The organism is Frigidibacter sp. ROC022 (assembly GCF_024723735.1).
In the GTDB taxonomy this organism is placed as follows: Bacteria; Pseudomonadota; Alphaproteobacteria; order Rhodobacterales; family Rhodobacteraceae; genus SLM-1.
The window spans coordinates 79,860-104,455 of the sequence record NZ_JANQDU010000006.1; the positions used below are offsets into that span (position 1 = coordinate 79,860).

The window sequence follows — 24,596 nt, forward strand, 5'->3', positions numbered from 1 at the left end:
CCGGGCGGGCAAAGACCCGCAATGACGATCGGAAAGCACTGGTGACAACGGGGAGCTACACATGGCGACTATGACCGAGCCCGTCTCGGAACCATTCCACTTTTCGATGTTGATCTACGACCGGCGCTACCGGTCGATGACGATCCAGGTCGCGGCGCTGATCGGCTTTCTGCTGATCCTGAGCTGGCTGGTCTACAACACCAAGGTCAACCTCGAGACGCTGGGAAAGGATTTCAACTTCGGATTCCTGTGGAACCGGTCCGGTTATGACATCAACCAGACCGCGATCCCCTATGACAGCAACTCGACGCATTTCGATGCGGCGCTGGTCGGTCTGCTCAATACCCTGATGGTCGCCTTCTGCGGCTGTATCCTGGCGACGCTTATCGGGGTGCTGGTCGGTGTGCTGCGGCTGTCGAAGAACTGGCTGACGGCGCGCCTGATGGCCGTCTATGTCGAGGGTCTGCGCAATGTGCCGGTGGTGCTCTGGATCATCGCGCTGTTCGCTATCCTGACCAACACCACGCCCTCGCCGAACCAGTTCCGGGGCGAGAATCCGACCGCCTCGATGCTGTTCAACGATTCCGTCGCCTTCACCAATCGCGGCACCTACATCCCGCGGCTGGTGTTCGAGACCCCGGCCCTGGGGGTCCTGATCGTCTTTATCCTGTCGGTCGCGGCGCTGATCTGGTTCCGCTCCTATGCCCACAAGCGGCAGGCGGCGACCGGCGACATCCTTCCGGTGTTCTGGATCGGGCTGGCGACCCTGATCGTGCCGTCGGTTCTGGCCTTCTTTGTCCTGGGGCAGCCGATCTCGCTGGATTACCCGGCGCTGAAAGGGTTCAACTTCCAGGGCGGGTTCAAGATCGAGAATTCCTTCGTCGCCCTGACCCTGGCATTGTCGCTCTATACCGGCGCCTTCATCGCCGAGAACGTGCGCGCCGGGATCATGGCGGTGTCGCGCGGCCAGACCGAGGCAGCCTATGCCCTGGGTCTGCGGCCGGGCCGGACGATGAACCTGGTGATCCTGCCGCAGGCGCTGCGGATCATCATTCCGCCTCTGATCTCGCAATGGCTGAACCTGACCAAGAACACGTCTCTGGGTCTGGCGGTCAGCTACATGGACCTGCGCTCGACCCTGGGCGGCATCACGCTGAACCAGACCGGGCGCGAGCTCGAATGCATGCTTCTGATGATGCTGGTCTACCTGGTGTTGTCCTTGATCATTTCGGCGGTGGCGAATGTCTACAACCGCTCCGTCAAGCTGAAGGAGCGCTGAGATGAGCGATCTTCAAGCCCAAACCACCCCCTATGTCCGCGACAGGATGCTGCCGCAGGCCGAGCCGCCCCTGGGCGAGAGCGGTGTGCTGCGCTGGCTGCGGGACAATCTGTTCTCGTCCTGGATGAACGGCATCCTCACCGTGGTCTCGCTGGCCGTGGTGGCATGGCTGCTCTGGGCGATGTTCCCCTGGTTCGCCAATTCGGTCTGGCGGGCCAGCTCGCTGGACGAGTGCCGCGAAATCCTGAAGGAGCACGGGGCCGAAACCGGGGCCTGTTTCGGGGTCATCACCGAGCGCTGGAAGCAGCTGCTCTATGGTTTCTACCCGCGTGAGCTCTATTGGCGCGCGAACATGACCCTGCTGCTGCTGGCGGTTGCCCTGGCGCCGGTGCTGTTCGCCGACTGGCAGGCGCGGACCCGCGGCATCGTCGCGCTGACGCTGTTCGTTCTGTCGGGGCTGATGGTCTGGGGCACCTACTGGGGCATCCTGGGGTCGGGCAACGCCTTCGTCCTGATGCTGATCTTCGCCGCCGCCTCGGCCGCGGTCTATCGCTTCGACCTGACCCGGAACTTCATGCTGATCTTCTCGGCGATCTACCCGTTCCTGCTGGTCTGGCTGGTGTGGGGCGGGACCATCTGGGGGCCGCTGGCGGCCCTGGGCGGCTTCGGGGTCGGCTATGTCGGCTTCAAGCTGTTCGATGCGGCCCTGGGCGCCCTGGCGGGGATCATCGCCGGGGTCCTGGCGACGGTGATCTTCTGGCTCGTGGTCGGACCCAACCTGGTGGCGATCCTCAACGATGGCGTGCCGCTGTGGATGCTGATCTGGCTGGCCCTGGGCGGCTGGCTGGCAGTGCTGGTCATGCGCCACGCCCTGGCCAGTCAGCCGGCCGTGCTGCAGGCGGTTGCCGGTCTGGCGATCTTCTTTGCATGGGGCGCGGCGGTGGCGCCGGACCTGACGGCGGTGTTCAACACGGCGATCCTGCACCTGGGCACCACCCAGGGCTGGGGCATCCAGGCGGTCGAATCCCGCGATCTGGGTGGCTTCATGGTCTCGATCATCATCGGCGTGGCGGGCATCGCCCTGTCGCTGCCGCTGGGCGTCGTGCTGGCGCTCGGGCGGCAGTCGAACCTGTTCATCGTCCATACGCTCTGCGTGGGCTTCATCGAGTTCATCCGTGGCGTGCCGCTGATCACCCTGCTGTTCACCGCCTCGCTGCTGCTGAACTACTTCCTGCCGCCGGGGACCAACTTCGACATCATCCTGCGGGTGATCATCATGGTGACGCTCTTCGCCTCGGCCTATATGGCCGAGACGATCCGCGGCGGTCTGGCGGCGCTGCCGAAGGGCCAGTACGAGGGCGCCGATTCGCTCGGGCTCGACTACTGGCAGGCGCAGCGGCTGGTGATCATGCCGCAAGCGCTGAAGATCTCGATCCCCGGGATCGTCAACAACTTCATCGGCCTGTTCAAGGATACGACGCTGGTGACCTTCATCGGCATCCTCGACATCCTGAACCTGACCAACTCGATCCGCGCCAACTCGGAATGGCACGGGATCTACTGGGAGCTCTATATCTTCGTGGGGCTGATGTTCTTCATCACCTGCTTCACCATGGGGCGTTATTCCAAATGGCTGGAGCAGAAGCTCCACACCGATCATCGTTAAGGAGAGCTGACAATGGCAGAAGCTATCGAACGCGAAGTGAACCGCAGCCAGATGCAGGTCTCGAACGAGGTCGCGATCCAGATCACCAACATGAACAAGTGGTATGGAACGTTCCACGTCCTGCGTGACATCGACCTGACGGTCTATCGCGGCGAGCGGATCGTGATCTGCGGCCCTTCGGGCTCGGGCAAATCGACGCTGATCCGCTGCATCAACGCGCTGGAGGAGCATCAGCAGGGCGAGATCACCGTCGACGGCACGGTACTGTCCTCGGATCTCAAGAACATCGACAAGATCCGCTCCGAGGTCGGGATGTGCTTCCAGCACTTCAACCTGTTCCCGCATCTGACGATCCTGGAGAACTGCACCCTGGCGCCGATCTGGGTGCGCAAGACGCCGAAGCGGGAAGCCGAAGAGACCGCGATGCATTTCCTGCGCAAGGTGAAGATCCCCGAGCAGGCCAACAAGTATCCCGGTCAGCTTTCGGGTGGACAGCAGCAGCGCGTCGCCATCGCGCGGTCGCTTTGCATGAAGCCCAGGATCATGCTCTTCGACGAGCCGACATCGGCGCTGGACCCCGAAATGATCAAGGAAGTGCTCGACACGATGATCGAGCTGGCGGAAGAGGGCATGACGATGCTCTGCGTGACCCACGAGATGGGCTTTGCCCAGGCGGTGGCGAACCGGGTGATCTTCATGGACCAGGGTCAGATCGTCGAGCAGAACGAGCCGCAGGAATTCTTCAACAATCCGCAGTCGGATCGGACCAAGCTGTTCCTGAGCCAGATCCTCGGGCATTGAGGACGACAATCCGGGGCCGGGCGGCTACAGCCCGGCCCCGCGCGACCTGCCGCGGTCGGCGCGGCGCCTGTTGCAAAAATACCATGTCGCGTGTCGCTGCGGCAACCGGTCACAACCCGGGCTTGCCTTGGGCCGGGTTGCCGGTGCACATCGCGGACACCAATCGCACCCATAGCAAAGGAGGGCGCTTCATGACTGCATTCGCGATCACCTGCACCGCCGCCCCCCTGCATGGCGGAGCGCCCGGTCTCAGCGCCTTCGGGCCGCGTCTCTCGCGACGCTGACCGGTTTCGGGCCTGCCGACAAAACGGCGCCCAACCCCTTCTGACTCAAGACATTTCGCGGGCCCGGCCTCTGGCTGTCTGCCGGTTTCGGACCCGTCATTTCACCTAGGGAAGCTGTGCGCCGAAAGGCGTCCGGTTTGGGATCATGACACATATGCCGACACGGGCGGGTGCTGGGCATCTGCCGATCAATCTGGAACAGGCGATCGCCGAACACGGGGCCTGGAAGGTGCTGGTCGCGGCGCTGCGGGCCTTGCTGCGCGGGACGGGCAGCACGAGGGCGCATGATGCAAGGCGGCTGAGCGATCACCTGCGGCGCGACATCGGGATACCGCGGGTCGATCATCTGCCGCGTAACGATGGCTTTCGCTTCTAGCGGGGCGGGGTGACGCGATTGTCACCCGGCCCCTGTCGCCGCGCCCGCGGGCCGTCCTAGGGCGTCGCGCCGTAGTCGCTGTCCGAGACCGGCTCCAGCCAGTCAGCCGTTTCGCCGTCCAGCGCCTCCTGGATGGCCAGATGCACCATCGCACAATCGGGCGCTGCGCCGTGCCAATGCTCTTCGCCGGGCGGGAACCAGATGGTGTCGCCGGGGCCGACCTGCCGTACGGCCTCGCCGCGCACCTGCACCCGGCCGACCCCCGACAGGATGCGCAGCGTCTGGCCCAGCGGATGGGTATGCCAATGGGTTCGGGCGCCGGGTTCGAACGTCACCAGCAGGGCCTGGTGCCGCGCCGGATCGGGCGCAGCGATCACCGGGTCGAACCGCACCGCGCCGGTGAAGTAATGCGCCGGCGCACTGGCCGAGGGGCGGCTGCCGTTGGGGATGATCTTCATGCGCTGCGCCCTTTCTGGTCCGGTCCGGAACGAAGAACCCCCGGCGCGTCCTGCGCCGGGGGTAACCAGAACCTACGCCTTGGCGAAGCGCAGATACTTCAGTTTCTTGTCCAGCTTGCCGTATTTCTCTTCGGCCTGCTCGTCGTTCAGCGAGGTGGCGACGATCACGTCCTGGCCGACCTCCCAGTTGGCCGGGGTGGCCAGCGGCGCGTCATAGGTCTTCTGCAGACCGTCCAGCGCCCGCACCACTTCGGCGAAGTTCCGGCCCACCGACATCGGGTAGACCATGATCAGCTTCACCTTCTTGTCCGGCCCGATGATGAAGACCGCGCGAACGGTGGCGCTGTCGGCCGGGGTGCGGCCATCGGGAAGATAGGCTTCGGCGGGCAGCATGTCGAAGGCCTTCGAGACCTTCAGGTCGGTGTCGGCGATGATCGGGAAGCCGACCTTGGCACCGGCCACGGTTTCGATGTCGCCGATCCATTCCTTGTGCTCGTCAACACCGTCGACCGAGAGGCCGATGACCTTGGTGCCCCGCTTGGCCCATTCGTCGGCCAGTTGCGCGACGGCGCCGAACTCGGTGGTGCAGACCGGGGTGAAGTCCTTGGGGTGGCTGAAGAGAATTGCCCAGCTGTCTCCGATCCAGTCGTGGAACTGGATCGTCCCCTGGCTGGTTTCGGCGGTGAAATTGGGAACGGTGTCGTTGATACGCAGGCCCATGGCTCTCTCCTGAAAAATCTTTCCGACGCGAAATATAGGCATCTGCCGGGCCTTGGGGAATGCCCCTGCGACTCAAAGCCGCCATTGAATGCGATTCAGGGAAAGCCTTCGCGCCACCCGGGAAAACGGTCCGAAAACGGACCGGATTCGGCGAAGAAGCGGGAGGATTGTCCGGGTTCGCGGCGGGAACGGGACTATTGTGCCCAATCCGCCGACATCATCTCGCGCAGGCGGCTGGCGGTGCGGGCGAATTCGAAGCTGCCTTCACCTTCGATGTAGAGTTTCTCCGGCCAGGCGGCGGCGCTGACGATCAGCCGGACCCGAGCTTCGTAGAGCGCGTCGATCAGGGTCACGAAGCGTCGCGCCGGGTTGAAGTTCTCGCTCGACAGTTGCGGCACGTCCTCCAGGATCAGTACCCGCACGGCTTCGGCCACGGCCAGGTAGTCGGCCGGGCCCAGGGCGGTGCCGCAGAGATCCCAGAAACTGGCGCGGGCAACCCCGTCCCGCGCCTCGGGCAGCCGCACCTCGCGGCCCTTGACCCGCAGCACCAGCGGCGCGCCTTCGCCGCCGGTCAACTCGGTCCAGATCCGGTCGATCTCGGCCCGCGCTGCGGCATCGGCGGGCACGAAATAGGCCGGGCTTCCGGCCAGCCTGTCCTGCCGATAGTCGGTCTCATGCGCCAGGTGATGCACCACCATCCGCTGCTTCAGCAGCGCGATGAACGGCAGGAACAGCGCCCGGTTCAGCCCGTCCTTGTAGAGATCGTCGGGGGGCCTGTTCGAAGTGGTGACGATCACCACCCCGGCCTCCATCAGGATCTGGAACAGCCGTCCGACGATCATCGCATCGGCGATGTCGGTGATCTGCATCTCGTCGAAGGCCAGCAGCCGGACCTCGGCCGCGACCGCCTCGGCCACCGGGCGCAGCGCATCGTCGGCGCCGCTCTTGCGTGCCGCATGCAGGCCGGCCTGCACTTCCTGCATGAAGCCGTGGAAATGCACCCGGCGCTTGGTGCATTCGGCGGCCTCGACGAAGAGATCCATCAGCATCGACTTGCCGCGCCCGACGCCGCCCCAGAGATAGAGACCCTTGGGCGGTGGCGGGGCCTTGGAGAACAGGCCGGCAAGGCCCTTCTTCTCGGGCACCGCGGCCCAGTCGAGGATGGTCTGGAACAGCGGCAGCACGGCCCGCTGCGCCGGATCGGGCACCAGCTCACCGCGGGCTGCAAGACTGTCGTAACGGGCGCTCAGATCAACGGTCATGGCCCCAGATACAAGGCCGGAGGCGGAGAGGAAAGCCGATGAAACCGCCCGGCCCTGCGGCCGGGGGCGCAGCTCGGGGCCGGACCAGCCAGGCCATGCCGGTCCGAGGCCGGGCATCGCTTTCGGGCCTCTCCCATCACGTCGGCTGATCGGCCGCTGCACCAACCGCGATTTGACGCCGCCGCCGATCTGCCGGAAGCTGCTGCTCCCTGTTCCCGCGCGAGTTCAGCCATGACCGACAGCCGTCGCCTGATCACCCCCGTCCTTGTCGGCGGCTGCATCGTGATCCTGATCAACTTCGCCATCCGGGCCTCGTTCGGGGTGTTCCAGATACCGATTGCCAGCGAGTTCGACTGGCCCCGCGCCGAGTTTTCCCTGGCCATTGCGATCCAGAACCTGGCCTGGGGAGTCGGTCAGCCGATCTTCGGCGCGCTGGCCGAGAAGATCGGTGATCGCAAGGCGATCATCCTGGGGGCGCTGTTCTATGCCGCGGGTCTGCTGCTGTCGGCCGGCGCCACCAGCCCCGAGGCGCATCAGTTCTACAACGTCCTGATCGGCTTCGGCATCGCCGGCACGGGCTTTGGCGTGGTGCTGGCGGTGGTCGGCCGGGCGGCCTCGGACGAGAACCGCTCGATGGCGCTGGCCATTGTCACCGCCGCCGGCTCGGGCGGGCAGGTGATCGGCGCGCCCGTCGCCGCCGGTTTGCTGCAGGTCATGCCCTGGCAGACGGTCTTCGTGGTCTTCGCCCTGTCCATCATCGCGGTGCTGGCGGTGCTGCCGATGATGAAGACCGAGCGCATGGCGACCCGGACCGAGCTCGAGGACAGCCTGGGCCAGATCCTCGGCAAGGCCGCCCGCGATCCGACCTTCACGCTGATCTTCCTGGGCTTCTTCTCCTGCGGCTATCAGCTTTCGTTCATCACCGCGCATTTTCCGGCGCTCGTCACCCAGCTTTGCGGCGCCATCGACCCGACCGGAACCCTGGCCGCGATGGGCATCGGTTCGACCGCGATCCTGGGGGCCGTGTCGCTGTCCTTCATCGGGATGGCCAATATCGTCGGCACGCTGACCGCGGGCTGGCTGGGCAAGTACTATTCGCGCAAATACCTTCTGGCGGGCATCTACGCGCTGCGCACGCTCATCGGTGCCGCCTTCATCATGCTGCCGATCACGCCCGCTTCGGTGATCCTGTTCTCGGTCGGCATGGGGTCGCTCTGGCTGGCGACGGTGCCGCTGACCTCGGGCCTGGTCGCGCATATCTACGGGCTGCGCTACATGGGCACGCTCTACGGCATCGTGTTCTTCAGCCACCAGCTGGGCAGCTTTCTGGGCGCCTGGCTGGGCGGCAAGTTCTATGACATCTACGGCGACTACACGCTGGTCTGGTGGATCGGCGTCGGAGTCGGGGCGCTGTCGGCGGTGCTGCACCTGCCGATCAAGGAGATCCCGCTGGGCAAGCGCAAGAACCTTGCCGCCGCGACCTGAGGACAGCGGTCAGATCGGAGGGCCGTCGATCTCGCGCAGGAAGGTCTGGATCGCCCGGTTCACCTCTTCGGGGTGGCTGTGGACCAGACCATGCCCGGCCCCCGCCACCTCGGCCTGTCTTGCCTCGCGGTTGGCCCGGGCCAGTTCGCCCATGGCCCGCAGCGGGATCACCCGGTCCGCCGTGCCCCAGATCGCCAGGGTCGGCACCTGCATCCGCCTCACCTCGGCCAGGTCGTCGGCCAGCGGTTCGGCCAGGAAATAGCGCTGCGAGGACAGGACCGAGCGGAGATAACCCTGGGTGCGGGTCTCGGCGGCCTGCCGGGCAGCGATGGTCGGCACCGTCGAAGGGGCATCCGGGTCCAGTCCCCGGCGCAGGGCGATGCCGCCGAAAAGGCCGAACAGCCAGTCGCCCAGATAGGGCACCCTGCGGCAGAAATCGACAAAGGGCGCCCGGCGCTGGATCAACCCGGCGGGCGCGATCAGGATCAGCTTGTCGATCCGCTCGGCCTCTTCGGCGGCAAAAACCGTGGCGATGGCGCCGCCCATCGAATAGCCGATCAGGGTGAAGCCGTCCTCGACCCCCTGATCCTGCAGCAACTCGCGCAGCTGGCGGACGAAGAAGGACCGGGTCTGGGCCGTTGCCGGGCGGTCCGAGAGGCCGCGGCCGTAGAGATCATAGACCAGCACACGAGCACCCTTTGCGATCAGCCGCGGCACGAGTCCCTCCCAGACATAGGCCGAACTGCTCACCCCGTGCACCAGCACCATGACCGGCCCGCCCTCGGGGCCGAACCAGCGGTAATGGGTCAGCCCGCCGGTCAGATCGGCAAAGCCGCCCGGCGCGGTGCGCCGCTGGGTCTCGGTGATCGGGTTTCGGCGTCGTTCGGCCAGGATCGGCAGCGCCCCGGCCAGCACAACAAGGGCAAGGAGGACCACCCAGCCCATCAGCCGCCCCGGATCACCGGAAACCAATCCTCGCGCAGCCGCTGGCCGGGCTGCATCCCGTGCCCCGGAAAGGGTGGCGAGGTCCGGCCGGGCCGCTCGACATAGCGGGCATCGTCGCCGACGAAGCGCAGCGACAGGGCCCGGCGCCGGCTGGTCGCCATGTTGCCGCGTGCGCCATGCACGGTGCGAAAGTCGAAGAGAACCGCATCGCCCGGCTCCATCGGCCATTCCAGAACCCGGTTGCGGCCCGGGTCGGCATCCGGGTCGGGCACCGGCATCCAGTCGCCGCCCGCGTAGAAATCCTCGCCCGCCGCCCATTTCACCGGCCGGACCATCCGGTCCCAGCGATGCGAGCCGGCGATCATCCGCAGGCTGGCCTCGCGCACCGGGTCGAGCGGCAGCCAGAGCGACACCGTCTGTTGCCCCTCGACAAAGTAATAGGGCGCGTCGGCATGCCATGGGGTCGGCTTCGGCGTGCCGGGCTCCTTGACCAGGACATGATCATGGAAGAACTGCACCCTCTCTGACCGCATGACCCGCGCCGCCAGATCCGGGGCCGGGCTGTCATGCACCACACGCTCGAACTCGGGGATCCGCTGCCAGTTGCAGTAATCGTCGAAGAAGCGCCCCTCGGTGACGGCATTCTCGCTGGCATAGGGGCCGGGGTCGGCCATGTTGCGGGCCACGCCGGCGGCCATGACATCGACCCAGTCGGCAAAGAGACCGCGGATCACGAGGCAGCCATCCTCCTGAAACCGTGCGATCTCGGCCTCGGATATCATCCGGCGTTCCATGCGTCGAGGATATGCCGCGCCGTCATCAGGTCCAGATGCGCGCCGCCGCCGTTCTTGAACAGGGTGATCTCGTCGTCGCTTTCCCGCCGGAACCTGCCCGAGGGCAGGTCGTAATAGTCGGCCACCACGTCCTCGCGGGCAAAGGCGCCCTCGGCCAGCGGGATCTTCAGCTCTCCGATGTGGTCCAGCACCGTGGCGCGGTTGTCGACAAAGACCCGCGCCCGCTGCAGGGCCCGGTTGTCGGTCTCGCGCATGTCGGGCCGATAGGCGCCGATCAGATCGACATGCTGGCCCGGTTGCAGCCAGTCGCCGCGGATCAGCGGCTCGGTCGCCATCGTCGCCGAGGCGATGATGTCCGCCGCCTTCACCGCCGCTTCCAGGTCCGCCGCCACCGTGACGCCCGGATGCGCGGCGGCCAGCGTCCGGGCCCCGGCCGGGCTGCGGTTCCAGACCGTGAACTCTGCCTGCGGAAAGGCCGCGCCATAGGCCGCCAGCAGCGAGGTCGCCACCGTTCCGGCCCCGACGATCAGCACCTTGCGGCTGTCCGGCCGGGCCAGTTTCCGCGCTGCCAGCAGGCTGTCACCCGCCGTTTTCCACTTGGTCACCAGGTGGAAATCGACCACCGCTTCCAGCATCCCGTCGGTATCGGAATACAGACACAGCCCGCCATTCACCGTCGGCTTGCCCGCAGCCGGATTGCCGGGAAAGATCGTCGCCGATTTCACCGCCAGTCCCAGCCCGTCGATCCAGGCCGAGCGCGACAGCAGGGTATCCTTGCCGCGGTAGAGAAAGGTGTCGCCGATCTCGGCCCGGGGCAGGCGATGCCCTGACTCCAGTGCTTCGGTCAACCGCAGCCAGTCGAGCCGCGCCTCGCCCTCGGCAAAGGGGATGAAGGTCGGGGTCATTCTGCCTCTCCCGCTGTCAGAAGCCCTTCGGACACCAGCCGCTCCGCCCAGGCGTCGGGTTCGGTGAAGACATGCGTCTTCCAGCCGCGCGCCTCGGCGGCGGCGGTGTTCTGGGGCCGGTCGTCGGTGAACAGAAGCCGTTCGGGCGCGATCCCGCAATCGGCCTCGACATGGGCATAGATCGCCGGATCCGGCTTGGCCAGTTTCAGCCGCCCCGAGATATAGGTCCGGTCGAACTCGGTCAGGAACTCGTAGCGGGTGCAGGCCAGTTCAAAGCTGCCGACGCCGAAATTGCTCAGCGCGAAGACCGGGACCCCCTTGCGCTGCAGGGCCCGCATCAGCCGCACCGAGTGGTGGATCACCGGCTGCGCCAGTTCCAGCCAGTTGTCATGCCAGTCGGTGATTTCCTGCGCGTATTCGGGATTGGTGCCGGCCCAGCCATAGATCGTGTCCTTGAAGTCATGCCCCAGGTCCACCAGCATGTTCATCCCGTGCAGATCGACATCGGAAAACAGCTTTTCCCGGCGTTCGGGACCATAGACCCGATCGTAGTATTTCTCCGGCATCCACTCGATCAGCACGTTGCCGATGTCGAAAACCACTGCGTCAATTGTCATCCTGGCTGTCCTGCTCTGCGGCCCGGACGGCCCGGTCCAATGCGTCCAGAAAACGGGAGCGGTCGGCCTTTGTAAAGGTCCGGCCCCCGCCCTGGCGAAACGGATCGGCGGCGCGCAGGTCGGCCATCAGATCGCGGGTCGCCAGCACATTGCCGATATTGGCCCGGGTCAGGGGTTCTCCGTTCGGTTTCAGCACCCGCGCCCCCGCCGCCACGCATTTCGCCGCCAGCGGGATGTCGGTGGTGATCACCACGTCGCCCGGCCCGCAGGCCTCGGCGATATGCTTGTCGGCCTCGTCCGGCCCGGCGGCGACATAGACCATCTCGACCAGCGGGTTGGCGCTTGGCCGGATACCGCCGTTCGAGACCATGCGGCAGGGCTGACGCAGCCGCGTCGCGACCGTCTCGACCTCGGCCTTCACCGGGCAGGCATCGGCATCGACCCAGATCACCAGAGCAGCACCCAGCTGAGCACCAGCGACACCGTGACGACGCTGAGCGCGGTGGAGATCAGGATCGAGGCCGAGACCCTTTGCGGCGCGACCCCGTAATGCGCGGCAAGGATATAGACATTGCCCGCAACTGGCAGAGAGGCGGCGGCGATCATCACCGCCGCCATCTGGCGCGGCACGTCGAACAGCCAGAGCGCGGCAATGGCGACCGCGCCGGGATGCACCACCAGCTTGAGAAAGCTGATCCAGCCCGCCACCTCCAGCCGCACCGCCGATTTCGTGGCCAGCGAAGCGCCGATGGCGAACAGCGCGCCGGGAGTCGCGGCGGCGCCGAGCAGGGTCAGGAATTCCTCCATCGGCGTCGGCACGGGGATGCCGAGCCCGGACCAGGCCAGGCCCAGCACGATGGCGACGATCATCGGATTCTCGACCAGTCCCATCAGGACATTGCCCAAGGTCCGGGCGGTGATCCGGCCCTCGCGGGTGGCGGTGATGATGATGACGATCAGCGAGGAGAAGAAGATCAGATCGACCGCCAGCATCTGCATGATCCCGATGATTGCCCGCTCTCCCATCAGCAGCCCCAGCATCGGCAGGCCGAGAAAACCGATGTTGCCGATGACGGCGCATTGCGCCTCGAAGGCGGCCTCGGCCGCCGGAACCTTGCGGGCCAGCGCGACCAGGGTGGCGAAGACATAGACCGTCAGCGTGGCGGTCAGATAGGCGCCGATCAGCGACCAGTCCAGCACATCGCCCAGCGAGAGATTGGCCGAAAACCGGAACAGCATCGCCGAAAGCGCGAAATAGAAGACGAAGCGGGTGAGATAGGCGGTGGCTTCCTCGGTGAAGAAACGCCGCCGCCCGGCCGCCCAGCCAAGGCCGATGATCAGGAAGAACGGCAGGGTTTTGAGAAAGACCGCGAGCATTTCCGGCCCCTAGCATGCAGCGCCCGGCGGAACCAGTGGGCGCAGCGGCGCAGGGGCAGGGTGGGCTCTTGCCGCATCGCGGCCCACTCCCCCCAAAAACATTGCCGACCCGAAGATGCGCGCTGCCGGGCAAGTACTCCCTCCAGAGGCGCCCGCGCTCAGGACCGGCGCAGCCGCTGGAAACCGACTGTCACCGCCGCCAGAATCCAGATCGCCAGTGCCATTGCCGCCGAGCCGGCGATGAAGAGACCGGCAGCCAGCGCCCGGCCGCTGCCGAGCCCGGCCAGCGGGCCGGCCATCTCGCCGGTCACCAGAACCGATCCGAGTGTCGCCGCGAACCAGGCCGCGATCGCCGCCGCATAGATCAGCGAGGGCAGCGCCACCGGCAGGGCGCGGCGGCCGGCCCGCAGCGCGTGTTGCGCCGCAGAGATCTGGCGCCCGATGTCGGTCTGCATCGCCAGCATCGCGGGCACCACCAGCAGCACCAGCGCCATGCCGAAACCCAGCCCGTAGACCAGGGTGATGACCGTCGGTTTCAGGAACTGCGCCTGAGCCGAGCTTTCATAGAGCAGCGGCGCCAGCCCCAGCACCGTGGTCAGCGTGGTCAGCAGGACCGGTCGCAGCCGGTCGGCCACCGCATCGACGATCGCCGGGAACAAGCCGCGTTTCTCGGCATATTCGTCCACGGTCGAGACCAGGACGATGGAGTCGTTGATGATGATCCCGGTCATGCCGATCATCCCCACCACCGAATACATCGACAGCGGCACCTGCCAGAGCACATGGCCGTAGATCGTGCCGATCAGCCCGAAGGGGATGATCGCCATCACCACGACCGGCCGGGTCCAGGAGGCGAAGACCCAGGCCAGCACCAGATAGATCCCGGTCAGCGCCGAGACGAAACCGAAGATCGCATCCGAGAGGAACTGGTTCTCCTGCTGGCTCAGCCCGCCGAGCTGGCTCTGCACGCCGTATTCCTCTTCCAGCTTCGGCAGGATCGTCTCGACGATCGCCTGCTGCACCTCGGTGGCGCGCGCCGGATCGTCCTCGCTGAGGTCGCCCGAGACGGTGACCAGCCGCAGCCCGTTCTCGCGCCGGATGGTCGAAAATCCCGAACGCCGGGTGACGGTGACGATATCGCCGAGGGCGACGTAGTCGCCCGAGGCCGAGCGCAACCGGATCTTGTCGAGGAAATCGGCGGTCAGTTCCGATTCGGGCAGTTCCACCCGGATCGTGGCCGAGCGGGTGCCGTCCGGGTAGGCTGCCGCCTCGATCCCGTTCAGCCGGTTCCGCAACTCGCGGCCCAGGGCATCGATGGTGAAGCCCAGGGCATGGCCCTGCGGGGTCAGTTCCAGGATCAGCTCGTCCTTGTCATAGGCCAAGCTGTCCTCCAGCGCCGAGACTTCGGGGAAGGTCGCCAGCGCGGTCTTCAGCGCCTCGGCGGCATCCTTCAGCCGTTCGGCATCGGCGCCGTAGAGGTCGATCGAGATCGAGTCGCCGCCCGGCCCCTGGCGCCAGCCCCGGAACGAGATCGTTTCGGCCAGCGGCAGGGTGCGGACCTCCTTCTGCAGATCGGCGACCAGCTGGAACGAGGAATAGGGCCGCAGGTCGGGGTCGATCAGCTCGATCGAGATGGCGCCGAGCTGGTAGTCTTCCTTGGTCTCGGCTCCGGACAGACCCCGGCCCGAGTTGCCGCCGATCTGGGTCATGACATAGGACAGCGGGTTGACCCCGTACTCGGCCTCGTATTTCGCCCCGATGGCATCGGTCGCGCGCTGCAGTTCCCGCAACTGGGCCAGCGTGTCCTCCCGTGTCGCCGTGGGCAGCATGGCGATGTTGCCCGAGATCGTCGGCTGCTCGGGCGAGTTGAAGAACCGCCATTGCAGGTCGCCCCGGACAAAGATCGCGGCTTCGAAGGCCAGGAAGAGCACGGCCCCCGCCAGGACGGGGTAGCGGGCCCAGATCACCAGCGTGATCAGCGGCCGGGCGATCCGGTTGCGGACCCAGTCGAAGCCCCGGTTGAAGGTGCGCGAGGGCCAATCGTACCAGCGCCGTTCGCCGATATGGGCCAGCGCATGGGCCATGTGATGCGGCAGGATCAGGAAACACTCGATCAGCGAGGCCAGCAGCACCGCCGAGACGGTGAACGGAATGTCGAACAGGATCGAGCCGAACCGGCCACCGATCGCCACCAGCCCCAGAAAGGCGATGACCGTGGTGGTGGTCGAGGAAAAGACCGGCGCCGCCATCCGCATGGCGGCATTCTCGGCGGCCTCGGTCGGGTGTTCCTTGCGTTTCCGGGCCCGGAAATCGGCATGTTCGCCGACCACGATCGCGTCGTCGACGATGATCCCGGTGGTGATGATCAGCGCGAAGAGCGAGATCATGTTGAGCGAGATGCCGAAACCGTACATCAGCGCGATGGTGGCGGTCATCGAGACCGGGATGCCCATCGCCACCCAGAAGGCGGTCCGGGCGTTCAGGAACAGGAACAGCAGCACCACCACCAGCGCCAGCCCCTGCAGGCCGTTCTGGATCAGGATGTCGAGCCGGCCGGTGATCTCGGCGGCACGGGTCCGGATCAGGTCCAGCGTCACGCCCTGCGGCAGGGTCGTCTGCAGGTCGGCGGCGACCTCTTCGACGATCTTCTGCAACTCGATGGCGTCGCCTTCGTCGCTGCGGTCCACCCGCACCGTGATCGCGGGATTGTCACCGACGAAATAGGCCGAATCGCGATCCACCGTGCCGACCTTCACCGTTGCCACATCGCCGATGGTCAGGGTCGAGCCGTCGGGGTTGAAGCGCAGCGGAATGCGCTCGATCTCTTCCTTCGAGCGTTTGGCGACCCCGGTCCGGATCCGGCTGTTGGCGCTGCCGACATTGCCGGCCGGGCTGGCGGCGGCCTCGGCACCGATGGCATCGGCGATCTCGGTCAAGGTCACGTCATGGCGGATCAGCGAGGCCGAGGGCACCTCGACCACGGTTTCCGGTGCCGCGATGCCGGAGATCGTTGTCCGGGTGACGCCACGGGTGAACAGCCGCGCGACCAGCTCATCGGCATAGCGGCCGAGCTGGGCGGTATCGACCGGGCCGGTCACCACCACGTCGGTCACCCGGTCGCGCCAGTTGCCGCGCCGGACCTCGGGATCCTCGGCGCCGTCCGGCAGATTGCTCACCGCGTCGACGGCGGCCTGCACATCGTCCGAGGCGCGGGACATGTCCCAGCCCGGCTCGAATTCCAGCGTCAGCCGGGCCGACCCCTCGGTCGCCCGCGCCTCCGAGGCCGTCACGCCCTCGACGGCCTGCAGCGCCGGTTCGAGGACCGAGATGATGGCGCTGTCGACATCCTCGGCCCCGGCGCCCGACCAGGCCACCGAGACGGTGATCTCGTTGATGACGACATCGGGAAAGAACTGCGCCCGCATCCGCGGCAACGCCGCCAGGCCGGCGGCCAGCATCAGCACCAGCAGCAGGTTGGCGGCGGTGCGGTGCCGGGTGAAATAGCTGAGGATCCCGGTGACGCCTCGGCTCGGCGCGCGCATCGCCATCGCCTAGCCGCCCATCCGCTGTTCGAGGCGCGCCACCACATCGGCGGGGACCCTGTCGCCCTGCAACTGCGCCAGCACCCTTTGCTTGGCTTCGGCGGGCAGGCGGGTGTTGCCTTCGACATAGGCGACCAGCCTGGCCCGGCGTTCGTCGGTCAGCTCGACCATCTCGGTCTCGGCACCTGCCGCCTCGGGGCCCGGACGGGCCGGCGCCGTGGCATCGCCCGCGGCGGCTTCGGCGCCGGGATGGATCGGACGGACCCGGATGCCTGCACCCAGCAGCGGGGTCTGTTCCTCGACCACGTCGCGGCCGGCCAGCGCACCGGCGCGGACGATCACCGAATCCCCCTGCCGCCGCAGGGTCTCGACCGTCACCCGCTCCAGCCGGTCCCCGTCCCCGACCACCAGCACGGTCTGATCGGCGCCGACGGCGGTCGAGGGCAGCAACGCCACATTCTCCAGCGGCAATTCGCGGATCCGGACCGAGACGAAATCGCCGGGACGCAGCCCGCGCGGACGATCGAGCCGGGCGAAGATCTGCCGCCCGGTCTGGCCGGTGCCCACCTCCGCGCTCTCGCGCTCGATCGCGCCCTCGGCGGTGAGGTCGATCCCCGCCACGTCCAGCCCCACCTGCACCCGCGCCGGGATCAGCCTGCCCTGCGCGTCCAGCAGTCGCGCGTATTCCGAAGCCGAAAGCCGGAACACCACTTCCAGCGCATTCGGGTCGATCAGCTGGGCCAGGTTCTCGTTGTTGGCGACCAGCCGCCCGGTCACCAGCGTGACGCCCGAGAGCGTCCCCGAGAACGGGGCCTTGATCTCGGTATCCGCCAGCGCACGCTCGGCCTCGGCCACGATGATCTCCTGCCGGCTCAGCCGGGTTCTGGCCAGTGCCTCCCGCGCCTCGGCCTGGGCCAGCGCCGAGCGTTTCGACAGGACCGCCTGCCGCGACGAGGCGGCGACCAGTTCGGCATCCTCGACCGAGGTATCGGTGGCGATGCCGCGGTTCTTGGCGTCCTTCTGGCGGGCCAGCGCCTGCTCGCGCAGGGCGGCCTGGCTTTCCGCCGCCGCCAGATCGTCGCGTGCCAGTTCGATGGCCTTGGTCGCCTGCGCCAGTTCCGCTTCGGCCTCGTCCATGTCGCTTTCCGCCACCCGCAGCGCCGAGGCGGCGTCGGCGGGGTCGATCCGCACCAGGGTCTCGCCCTCGGTCACTTCGCCGCCTTCCTCGAAGGCATCGGCCAGCCAGACCACCCGCCCCGGCGCGGTGGCCCGTATCTCGAGTGTGCGCCGCGAACGGATTTCACCGAACACCGAGAGCACCGGGGTGATCTCCTGCGGCTCGACCGTGACCACATTGACGGCATAGACCCGTTCGGCAGCGCGGCGGGCCGGCGGTTCGTCCGACAGCCGGGCCTGGATCGACGACCAGAGCGTCTGACCCGCCAGGGCCAGCACCGCCAATGTCAGGGACATGAGAAACAGCCCGACCAGACTGCGCCGAAGAAACCGCATGCGCTGCGCGACCTTTCATCAGATGGCGCCGCGGAAGGGCGCACGCCCGGGGTGAGAGATTAGCCTCAGACCCACACAATTCCAATCAACAAGGGTGTTACGCCCGAACCGGCGGATTCCGTCGCGGAATCTTGCGGGTCGGGCCAATTTTTTCGGGTCTGGGCCGGTTTTGCCCGAAAATCAGCCCTTCTTGCGCCGCAGATGCTCGTCGAGACGCGGCATGATCTCGACGAAATTGCAGGGCCGGTGGCGATAGTCGAACTGGGCCTTCAGTATCTCGTCCCAGGCGTCGCGGCAGGCGCCGGGGCTGCCGGGCAGGGCAAAGAGATAGGTGCCGCCCGCCACGCCGCCGGTGGCGCGGCTCTGCACCGCCGATGTGCCGATCTTCTGCATCGAGACGATGGTGAAGACGGTGCCGAAGGCGTCGATCTCCTTCTCGTAGACATCGCGATGCGCCTCGACCGTCACGTCGCGCCCGGTCAGCCCGGTGCCGCCGGTGGACAGGACCACGTCGATCCCGGGATCGGCGATCCATTCCCGCAGCCTGGCCGCGATCTGGTCACGCTCGTCGCGGACGATCTCGCGCGCGGCAAGGTGGTGCCCGGCCTCGGCGATCCGGTCCACGAGCACCTGCCCCGAGCGGTCCTCGTCGAGGCTGCGCGTGTCCGAGACGGTCAGCACCGCGATGCGGACCGGGATGAACGCCTTGCTGTCGTCGATCGCCATGCCGGCCCCCTATGACTGTCGCAACCGCGCCTGAAGCGCCAGAAGATCCGCCCAGGTGGCGCGCTTCTCATGCGGTGAGCGCAGCAGATAGGCGGGGTGGAACATCGGCAGCGCCGGGCGGCCCAGGGCTTCGTCCCATTGTCCGCGCAGCCGGGTGATGCCGCGTTTGCCCAGCAGCGCCATGCAGGCATGGTTGCCCATCACCACCAGAAGCTCGGGGTTCACCAGCGCCACATGCCGTTCCAGGAACGGTTTCAGCATGGCGATTTCCTCGGGCGAGGGGTCGCGGTTCTCTGGCGGGCGCCAGGGCAGGACATTGGTGATATAGACCGCGCCGGCCGGGTCTTCGCTGGTTCGCGCCAGATTGATGGCGGCCAGCATCCGGTCCAGCAGCTGCCCCGCCTGACCGACGAAGGGGCGGCCGGCGCGGTCCTCCTCGCGCCCCGGCGCTTCGCCGACGATCATCACGCGGGCGGAAGGGTTGCCATCGGCAAAGACAAGCTGCCGGGCGCCGCGTTTCAATTCGCAATGGTCATAGGCGGCCATGGCGGCACGCAGCGCGTCGAGCGTGGTGGCGGCCTCGGCGGCGGCCCGCGCTTCGGCCACCGGGTCGGGTCCGGGGGCCGGGGGCATCCGGCCGGCCGGCGCGGCGGCAGGTTGCGGCTTGGGGGGCGGCGGCGGGGCTGCATAGCGGTCGATCGGCGCGTCGGAGATGGCATCGGTGGCGCCCATCTCGACCTGCCAGTCAAGCGCCGCCTTCAAGGCGTGAAACTCCTGATCGTCGGGCGAGTCCAGCATGGCGCAAACCTACGGCGGCGGCCCGGCAAGGTAAACGGCTTTGGCGAACCGGCGCGCAGCGGTGCGAAATCTCGATCCCTGGGGTCGGGTCACCGCCCGGGAACAAGGCCGCCCGTGTTGGTTGTTGCCGCACCGGGCCGCGCTTCCTATAACGCCCAAAAGGACAAGCGCCCATGATCTTCGGTCAGGACCATCTTCTGGGAATCGAACCGCTTCATCCGGATGAGATTCGCAGCCTACTCGACCTCGCCGACCGCTATGCCGAGCAGAACCGCAGCGGCCAGCGCCCCGATCCGGTCCTGGCCGGGCTGACCCAGATCAACATGTTCTTCGAGAACTCGACCCGCACCCAGGCCAGTTTCGAACTGGCGGGCAAGCGGCTGGGCGCCGATGTGATGAACATGGGCGTGGCCACCAGCAGCGTGAAGAAGGGCGAGACGCTGATCGACACCGCCCTGACGCTGAACGCGATGCGGCCGGACCTTCTGGTGGTGCGGCATGGCTCGTCCGGGGCGGTGAACCTGCTGGCCTCCAAGGTCAATTGCGCCGTGCTGAACGCCGGCGACGGACGGCACGAGCATCCGACCCAGGCTCTGCTCGACGCGCTGACGATCCGCCGCGCCAAGGGCCGGCTGCACCGGCTGACGGTGGCAATATGCGGCGATATCGCGCACAGCCGGGTGGCGCGGTCGAACATCCATCTGCTCGGCAAAATGGAGAACCGGGTCCGCCTGATCGGCCCGCCGACGCTGTTGCCGCCCGGCGCCGTCGATTGGGGCGTCGAGGTCTTTGACGACATGGCGGAAGGGCTGGCCGGCGCCGATGTGGTGATGATGTTGCGGCTCCAGAAAGAGCGGATGGACGGCGGCTTCATCCCGTCGGAACGCGAGTATTTCCACCGGTTCGGGCTGGATGCCGAAAAGCTGGCCAAGGCCAGGGACGACGCCATCGTCATGCACCCGGGGCCGATGAATCGCGGGGTCGAGATCGACGGCACCATCGCCGACGACATCAACCGCAGCGTCATTCAGGAACAGGTCGAGATGGGTGTGGCGGTGCGTATGGCCGCGATGGACCTGCTGGCCCGCAACCTCAAGGCGCGGAACACGCCGCGCCGGGTGATGGTCTAGCAAGGGGCGCACGGCGGGGCTCCGGCACCGTGGCGAAGACCGGCAGCGGTTGCGTCCGGCGCATAACGCGATAAACATTTCCCATTCGTCGCTGCTCCGGATTCCTGCCGGGCTTCGGCCCGACCGGGAGAATGAAGATGACCGACCCACAGGCGCCTGTCACGACGGACGCGGAAATTCCCGACATCTGGGGCCGGCTCCTGCGCCCCGGCGAGACGATCCTCTGGCATGGCCGCCCCGACATGTCCGTCGCCGCGCCGCGTGCGGTCGGGGTGGTCCGGGGCTTCGGCTGGGCGCTGCTGCTGATCGGGCTGGGGGTCTGGGCGATCCTCTGGGCCAACCGGGCCGAACTGGGCGGATCGACGGGGCTGGCGATCGTCTTCGGCAGCCTGCCGATGCTGGTCGCCCTCGGCTTTCTTGTCGGTATTCCGATGCTGAACCGGAGCCAGCGCCGCAAGACCCGCTATGCCGTCACCGACCGCTTTGCCGCGATCTGTTCCCCGGGCGGGGCGCATTTCTATCCGCTGGGCGAAGAGGCCGAGCCCCGGGCAGAGGACCTTGGCAAGCGGGGATGGCAGGCGCTCTGGGGCTACAACATCGCCCTGGTCCGGACCGGCAACGACGTGCCGGGAATGCGGGCGCCGGTGCGTCGGCTGCTGGGATTTCCCGGGTTGCGCCAGGCCGATGCCGAAGCTGCCGCCGCCGCATTGCGGGCGGCGCGCGGCAAGGGCGGCACCAAGACCGAGACCCGCAAGCCAGCCTAGCCCGAAAACCCGCCGGATGACGGTGGTTGTCAGGTGACAGCGGGCCCCGGGATGCCGATCATGGCGGCAAGGTTCCGGAGGTGATGCGGGGATCGAAAGCAGGGGAGGGTCGGCATGACCGATGACCGCGGCGGCTGGGACGATATCCTGGACCCGGGCGAACGCATTCTGTGGCAGGGCCGCCCGCGCGGCGGCGTGATCTGGACCGATCTGCTGTCGGTGCAGAGCGTCTTCGGCCTGTTCTTCGCGGGATTCGCGGTGTTCTGGGTTCTCGGCGCCGCCTCGATCACCGGCGGCTTTCACCGGATGTCCGGCCCGGACGTCTTCCGCTTCTTCCCGCTCTTCGGCCTGCCCTTCGTGGCGGTCGGGCTCTACATGGTCGTCGGACGGCTGTTCTGGGATGCCTATCTGCGCGGCCGGACCTGGTACACGCTCAGCGACCGCACCGCCTATATCGCCACGGACACCCTGCGGGGCCGCAAGCTGGAGCGCTATCCGATCGAACCCGATACCCGGCTGATCCTGAACGATGGCGAGATCGGCAACCTGTGGTTCGCCGAGCGCGTGGTGCATCGAGCCGGGGGCTATACCGGCACCGGCAGCAGCCGCCGCTATCGCGGGCCGAGGACCACCGTGCATCCGGTCGGCTTTCGCAGGATCGAGAGCCCGCGCAGGGTCTTTGCGTTGATGCGCGATGCGCAGGCCGCCATGAACGGTGCTGCCGCCGTCCGTGCCTGACCGGCGCACGGTTGCCAGCCGCGCCGCGCCCGCGTTATGACCCCCGGGCAGATGCCCCGCTTGGGGCCCCCCGGACAGGAGCGGCAATGGCACTCTACCTTGGCAATGCCCGGTTGATCGACCCCGAGGCCGGGACCGTCACCACGGGCGGCGTGATGCTGGACAAGGGCCGGATCGTCTCGGTCGGGGCGCCGCCGCCCGACGTGGTGGAGCAGATCGACTGTGCCGGCGCCTGCCTGGCGCCGGGTATCGTCGATATCGGCGTCAAGGTCTGCGAACCCGGCGAACGGCACAAGGAGAGCTTCCGCTCGGCCGGGCTGGCGGCTGCGGCGGGGGGCGTCACCACCATGGTCACCCGGCCCGATACCGACCCGGCGATCGACACCCCGGAGATCCTGGAATTCGTCACCCGCCGCGCCCGCGATGCGGCCCGGGTCAACATCCGCCACATGGCGGCCCTGACCAAGGGCCGGGCCGGGCGCGAGATGGTCGAGATCAGCTTTCTTCTGGATGCCGGGGCGATCGCCTTTAGCGATTGCGACCATGTCGTCACCGATACCAAGGTCCTGACACGCGCGATGACCTATGCCCGCAGCCTCGGCGCCCTGGTCATCGGCCACCCACAGGAACCGGGCCTGTCGCTGGGCGCCGCCGCCACCGCGGGCAAGTTCGCCAGCCTCAAGGGCCTGCCGCATGTCTCGCCGATGGCCGAGCGCATCGGGCTCGACCGCGACATCGGCCTGGTCGAGATGACCGGCGTCCGCTACCACGCCGACCAGATCACCACCGCCCGCGCCCTGCCGCCGCTGGCCCGGGCCAAGGCCAACGGGCTGGACGTGACGGCGGGGGTCTCGATCCATCACCTGACCCTGAACGAATTCGATGTCGGCGACTACCGGACCTTCTTCAAGGTCAAGCCGCCGCTGCGTTCCGAGGATGACCGCAAGGCGATGGTCGAGGCCGTCGCCGACGGGCTGATCGACGTGATCTCCTCGATGCACACGCCGCAGGACGAGGAATCGAAGCGCCTGCCCTTCGACGAGGCCGCTTCGGGTGCGGTGGCGCTGGAGACGCTCTTGCCCGCCGCGCTGCGCCTGTTCCATTCGGGAGAACTGACCCTGCCGCAGCTGTTCCGCGCCCTGTCGTTGAATCCGGCCCGGCGCCTGGGGCTCGATGCCGGACGGCTGGCGCCCGGAGCGCCCGCCGATCTGGTGGTCTTCGACCCGGATGCGCCTTTCGTGCTGGATCGCTTCGCGCTGCGCTCGAAATCCAAGAACACCCCCTTTGACGGCGCCCGGATGCAGGGCAAGGTGCGGATGACGCTCGTCGCGGGCGAGATCGTTCACGGGATGACCGCCGATGCCTGAGTTTGTGACACCCAATGGCCTGATGGCGCTGACCGCACTGGCGGCCTATCTGCTGGGGTCCGTGCCCTTCGGCATCGTCATGGCCCGACTGTTCGGGCTGGGCGATCTGCGCCGCATCGGTTCGGGCAATATCGGCGCCACCAATGTTCTGCGCACCGGCAACAAGACGGCCGCCGCGCTGACGGTGGTCTTCGATGCCGGCAAGGGCGGCGTGGCGGTGCTGCTGGCGCGCTGGCTGCTGGCCGAGGACGCCGCGCAGCTGGCGGGCCTCGCGGCCTTCCTGGGCCATTGCTTCCCCATCTGGCTGCGGTTTCGCGGCGGCAAGGGCATGGCGACCTTCCTGGGCACGCTGCTGGCGCTCTACTGGCCGCTTGGACTGGCCTGCTGCGCCACCTGGCTGGTGATGGCGGCGGCCAGCCGCTATTCCTCGGCCGCGGCGCTGGTCTCGGTGGCGATGAGCCCGCTCTGGGCGGTGCTGCTGGGCCGCTCGGAATACATGGTGCTGACCACGCTGCTGGCGCTGATCGTCTGGTATCGGCACCGCGACAACATCAAGCGCCTGAAGGCCGGGACCGAGACCCGGATCGGCCAGAAGGGCTGATCGCGGCGTTCATCGACCTGTCCGAACGAAATGCCCCCGGCACGCCTAATCGGACGTCCGGGGGCAAGCTAATCCGTCGGTCTGCCCCGCGCCCGGGGCCTCCGTCTGCCGTTTGGCCACCGGCGCCCGAAGGCGCCGCGGCATCAGCGCATCGCCAGCTTCTCGACCGCTTCGGCGGTCCGCCGGGTGTTGTTGTGCATCCCGATGATCAGGAAGAACATGCCCATGAAGATGATCGCGTAAAGCAGGGCGCCGATGATGAAGACAAGGCCCATCGCCTCGCCCTGAGCCAGCACCATGATGCCGCCGACAACACCGCCAAGGGCGATGAGGCCGCCCATGATCCAGATTAGAATGTCGAGTGAATTGATGATTGCCTGACGCATGACTGTCCCTTCCAAATTAATGACGCGTCCAAAAATATTTTCGAGAAAATTACCTCACGTCAA

At 67.2% G+C, this 24,596-nt stretch carries 24 protein-coding genes; 10 read left to right on the forward strand and 14 right to left on the reverse strand.

Translation table 11 applies throughout. From position 1 onward, the window contains the following. The first annotated feature begins 61 nt into the window (after positions 1-61). The 4 genes from NUW50_RS19950 (at position 62) to NUW50_RS19965 (ending at position 4,406) form a co-directional block, all read left to right on the forward strand. The gene (locus tag NUW50_RS19950) at positions 62-1,279 is read left to right on the forward strand and encodes an amino acid ABC transporter permease (RefSeq protein ID WP_258290941.1); all 1,218 of its coding nucleotides are present in this window, start codon (positions 62-64) and stop codon (positions 1,277-1,279) included. Position 1,280: 1 nt separating this feature from the next. Next, on the forward strand, positions 1,281-2,945 hold the full coding sequence (locus NUW50_RS19955; RefSeq protein WP_258290942.1) for an amino acid ABC transporter permease: 1,665 nt from the start codon (positions 1,281-1,283) through the stop codon (positions 2,943-2,945). A 12-nt stretch (positions 2,946-2,957) separates the two neighbouring features. Next, complete coding sequence (locus NUW50_RS19960; protein WP_275982263.1) at positions 2,958-3,746, forward strand: amino acid ABC transporter ATP-binding protein; 789 nt, start codon at positions 2,958-2,960, stop codon at positions 3,744-3,746. A gap of 429 nt (positions 3,747-4,175) precedes the next feature. Beyond that, a complete protein-coding gene (locus tag NUW50_RS19965) occupies positions 4,176-4,406 on the forward strand; it encodes a hypothetical protein (RefSeq protein ID WP_258290943.1) in 231 nt (76 codons plus the stop codon). A gap of 56 nt (positions 4,407-4,462) precedes the next feature. On the opposite strand, the gene NUW50_RS19970 is transcribed toward NUW50_RS19965, so the two are convergent. From NUW50_RS19970 to zapE, 3 genes are all read right to left on the reverse strand, one after another. Continuing rightward, a complete protein-coding gene (locus NUW50_RS19970; protein ID WP_258290944.1) occupies positions 4,463-4,864 on the reverse strand; it encodes a (R)-mandelonitrile lyase in 402 nt (133 codons plus the stop codon). Between the two features lie 72 nt (positions 4,865-4,936). After that, positions 4,937-5,584 carry a peroxiredoxin gene (locus tag NUW50_RS19975; RefSeq protein ID WP_258290945.1) on the reverse strand — a complete coding sequence of 216 codons (648 nt, stop codon included), beginning with the start codon at positions 5,582-5,584 and terminating at the stop codon, positions 4,937-4,939. Positions 5,585-5,778: 194 nt separating this feature from the next. Continuing rightward, complete coding sequence (gene zapE, locus NUW50_RS19980) at positions 5,779-6,846, reverse strand: cell division protein ZapE (protein ID WP_258290946.1); 1,068 nt, start codon at positions 6,844-6,846, stop codon at positions 5,779-5,781. Positions 6,847-7,077: 231 nt separating this feature from the next. Here zapE and NUW50_RS19985 point away from each other — a divergent pair, with 231 nt between their 5' ends. After that, on the forward strand, positions 7,078-8,331 hold the full coding sequence (locus NUW50_RS19985; protein WP_258290947.1) for an MFS transporter: 1,254 nt from the start codon (positions 7,078-7,080) through the stop codon (positions 8,329-8,331). 9 nt (positions 8,332-8,340) lie between these two features. Here the strand turns inward: NUW50_RS19985 and NUW50_RS19990 are convergent, their stop codons facing one another. From NUW50_RS19990 to NUW50_RS20035, 10 genes are all read right to left on the reverse strand, one after another. Then, positions 8,341-9,276: an alpha/beta fold hydrolase gene (locus tag NUW50_RS19990; protein ID WP_258290948.1), complete on the reverse strand. Its 936-nt coding sequence runs from the start codon at positions 9,274-9,276 to the stop codon at positions 8,341-8,343. Beyond that, a complete protein-coding gene (locus tag NUW50_RS19995) occupies positions 9,276-10,070 on the reverse strand; it encodes a phytanoyl-CoA dioxygenase family protein (RefSeq protein WP_258290949.1) in 795 nt (264 codons plus the stop codon). Before NUW50_RS19995 ends, NUW50_RS19990 begins: the two co-directional genes overlap by 1 nt. Further along, positions 10,055-10,975, reverse strand: coding sequence for an ornithine cyclodeaminase family protein (locus tag NUW50_RS20000; protein WP_258290950.1), 921 nt, complete (start codon positions 10,973-10,975; stop codon positions 10,055-10,057). Before NUW50_RS20000 ends, NUW50_RS19995 begins: the two co-directional genes overlap by 16 nt. Continuing rightward, on the reverse strand, positions 10,972-11,592 hold the full coding sequence (locus NUW50_RS20005; protein WP_258290951.1) for an HAD family hydrolase: 621 nt from the start codon (positions 11,590-11,592) through the stop codon (positions 10,972-10,974). Before NUW50_RS20005 ends, NUW50_RS20000 begins: the two co-directional genes overlap by 4 nt. After that, positions 11,582-12,046, reverse strand: coding sequence for a YaiI/YqxD family protein (locus tag NUW50_RS20010; protein ID WP_258290983.1), 465 nt, complete (start codon positions 12,044-12,046; stop codon positions 11,582-11,584). The genes NUW50_RS20005 and NUW50_RS20010 overlap by 11 nt, the downstream gene beginning before the upstream one ends. Next, the gene (locus NUW50_RS20015; RefSeq protein WP_258290952.1) at positions 12,040-12,969 is read right to left on the reverse strand and encodes an AEC family transporter; all 930 of its coding nucleotides are present in this window, start codon (positions 12,967-12,969) and stop codon (positions 12,040-12,042) included. Before NUW50_RS20015 ends, NUW50_RS20010 begins: the two co-directional genes overlap by 7 nt. Before the next feature lie 158 nt (positions 12,970-13,127). Further along, positions 13,128-16,511: an efflux RND transporter permease subunit gene (locus tag NUW50_RS20020; protein WP_258290953.1), complete on the reverse strand. Its 3,384-nt coding sequence runs from the start codon at positions 16,509-16,511 to the stop codon at positions 13,128-13,130. 9 nt (positions 16,512-16,520) lie between these two features. Continuing rightward, complete coding sequence (locus NUW50_RS20025) at positions 16,521-18,023, reverse strand: efflux RND transporter periplasmic adaptor subunit (protein ID WP_258290954.1); 1,503 nt, start codon at positions 18,021-18,023, stop codon at positions 16,521-16,523. A 180-nt stretch (positions 18,024-18,203) separates the two neighbouring features. Then, positions 18,204-18,749 carry a molybdenum cofactor biosynthesis protein B gene (gene moaB, locus NUW50_RS20030; RefSeq protein ID WP_258290955.1) on the reverse strand — a complete coding sequence of 182 codons (546 nt, stop codon included), beginning with the start codon at positions 18,747-18,749 and terminating at the stop codon, positions 18,204-18,206. A 9-nt stretch (positions 18,750-18,758) separates the two neighbouring features. Next, positions 18,759-19,547, reverse strand: coding sequence for a uracil-DNA glycosylase (locus tag NUW50_RS20035; RefSeq protein ID WP_258290956.1), 789 nt, complete (start codon positions 19,545-19,547; stop codon positions 18,759-18,761). 173 nt (positions 19,548-19,720) lie between these two features. On the opposite strand from NUW50_RS20035, the gene NUW50_RS20040 reads away from it, so the two are divergent. The 5 genes from NUW50_RS20040 to plsY all read left to right on the forward strand — a co-directional run bounded on the left by NUW50_RS20040 (position 19,721) and on the right by plsY (position 24,147). Then, a complete protein-coding gene (locus tag NUW50_RS20040) occupies positions 19,721-20,677 on the forward strand; it encodes an aspartate carbamoyltransferase catalytic subunit (RefSeq protein WP_258290957.1) in 957 nt (318 codons plus the stop codon). A gap of 137 nt (positions 20,678-20,814) precedes the next feature. Beyond that, the gene (locus tag NUW50_RS20045) at positions 20,815-21,441 is read left to right on the forward strand and encodes a hypothetical protein (RefSeq protein WP_258290958.1); all 627 of its coding nucleotides are present in this window, start codon (positions 20,815-20,817) and stop codon (positions 21,439-21,441) included. Positions 21,442-21,555: 114 nt separating this feature from the next. Then, positions 21,556-22,179 carry an aspartate carbamoyltransferase catalytic subunit gene (locus NUW50_RS20050; RefSeq protein ID WP_258290959.1) on the forward strand — a complete coding sequence of 208 codons (624 nt, stop codon included), beginning with the start codon at positions 21,556-21,558 and terminating at the stop codon, positions 22,177-22,179. 86 nt (positions 22,180-22,265) lie between these two features. Continuing rightward, a complete protein-coding gene (pyrC, locus tag NUW50_RS20055; RefSeq protein ID WP_258290960.1) occupies positions 22,266-23,546 on the forward strand; it encodes a dihydroorotase in 1,281 nt (426 codons plus the stop codon). Next, positions 23,539-24,147: a glycerol-3-phosphate 1-O-acyltransferase PlsY gene (plsY, locus tag NUW50_RS20060; protein ID WP_258290961.1), complete on the forward strand. Its 609-nt coding sequence runs from the start codon at positions 23,539-23,541 to the stop codon at positions 24,145-24,147. The genes pyrC and plsY overlap by 8 nt, the downstream gene beginning before the upstream one ends. A gap of 143 nt (positions 24,148-24,290) precedes the next feature. Here the strand turns inward: plsY and NUW50_RS20065 are convergent, their stop codons facing one another. Further along, positions 24,291-24,533: a hypothetical protein gene (locus NUW50_RS20065; RefSeq protein WP_258290962.1), complete on the reverse strand. Its 243-nt coding sequence runs from the start codon at positions 24,531-24,533 to the stop codon at positions 24,291-24,293. Positions 24,534-24,596 lie beyond the last annotated feature (63 nt).

Coding starts and splice junctions, on each gene's coding strand:
- NUW50_RS19950 (WP_258290941.1), top strand. CDS start 62: ATGGCGACTATGACCGAGCCCGTCTCGGAACCATTCCACTTTTCGATG.
- NUW50_RS19955 (WP_258290942.1), top strand. CDS start 1,281: ATGAGCGATCTTCAAGCCCAAACCACCCCCTATGTCCGCGACAGGATG.
- NUW50_RS19960 (WP_275982263.1), top strand. CDS start 2,958: ATGGCAGAAGCTATCGAACGCGAAGTGAACCGCAGCCAGATGCAGGTC.
- NUW50_RS19965 (WP_258290943.1), top strand. CDS start 4,176: ATGACACATATGCCGACACGGGCGGGTGCTGGGCATCTGCCGATCAAT.
- NUW50_RS19970 (WP_258290944.1), bottom strand. CDS start 4,864: ATGAAGATCATCCCCAACGGCAGCCGCCCCTCGGCCAGTGCGCCGGCG.
- NUW50_RS19975 (WP_258290945.1), bottom strand. CDS start 5,584: ATGGGCCTGCGTATCAACGACACCGTTCCCAATTTCACCGCCGAAACC.
- zapE (WP_258290946.1), bottom strand. CDS start 6,846: ATGACCGTTGATCTGAGCGCCCGTTACGACAGTCTTGCAGCCCGCGGT.
- NUW50_RS19985 (WP_258290947.1), top strand. CDS start 7,078: ATGACCGACAGCCGTCGCCTGATCACCCCCGTCCTTGTCGGCGGCTGC.
- NUW50_RS19990 (WP_258290948.1), bottom strand. CDS start 9,276: ATGGGCTGGGTGGTCCTCCTTGCCCTTGTTGTGCTGGCCGGGGCGCTG.
- NUW50_RS19995 (WP_258290949.1), bottom strand. CDS start 10,070: ATGGAACGCCGGATGATATCCGAGGCCGAGATCGCACGGTTTCAGGAG.
- NUW50_RS20000 (WP_258290950.1), bottom strand. CDS start 10,975: ATGACCCCGACCTTCATCCCCTTTGCCGAGGGCGAGGCGCGGCTCGAC.
- NUW50_RS20005 (WP_258290951.1), bottom strand. CDS start 11,592: ATGACAATTGACGCAGTGGTTTTCGACATCGGCAACGTGCTGATCGAG.
- NUW50_RS20015 (WP_258290952.1), bottom strand. CDS start 12,969: ATGCTCGCGGTCTTTCTCAAAACCCTGCCGTTCTTCCTGATCATCGGC.
- NUW50_RS20020 (WP_258290953.1), bottom strand. CDS start 16,511: ATGCGCGCGCCGAGCCGAGGCGTCACCGGGATCCTCAGCTATTTCACC.
- NUW50_RS20025 (WP_258290954.1), bottom strand. CDS start 18,023: ATGCGGTTTCTTCGGCGCAGTCTGGTCGGGCTGTTTCTCATGTCCCTG.
- moaB (WP_258290955.1), bottom strand. CDS start 18,749: ATGGCGATCGACGACAGCAAGGCGTTCATCCCGGTCCGCATCGCGGTG.
- NUW50_RS20035 (WP_258290956.1), bottom strand. CDS start 19,547: ATGCTGGACTCGCCCGACGATCAGGAGTTTCACGCCTTGAAGGCGGCG.
- NUW50_RS20040 (WP_258290957.1), top strand. CDS start 19,721: ATGATCTTCGGTCAGGACCATCTTCTGGGAATCGAACCGCTTCATCCG.
- NUW50_RS20045 (WP_258290958.1), top strand. CDS start 20,815: ATGACCGACCCACAGGCGCCTGTCACGACGGACGCGGAAATTCCCGAC.
- NUW50_RS20050 (WP_258290959.1), top strand. CDS start 21,556: ATGACCGATGACCGCGGCGGCTGGGACGATATCCTGGACCCGGGCGAA.
- pyrC (WP_258290960.1), top strand. CDS start 22,266: ATGGCACTCTACCTTGGCAATGCCCGGTTGATCGACCCCGAGGCCGGG.
- plsY (WP_258290961.1), top strand. CDS start 23,539: ATGCCTGAGTTTGTGACACCCAATGGCCTGATGGCGCTGACCGCACTG.
- NUW50_RS20065 (WP_258290962.1), bottom strand. CDS start 24,533: ATGCGTCAGGCAATCATCAATTCACTCGACATTCTAATCTGGATCATG.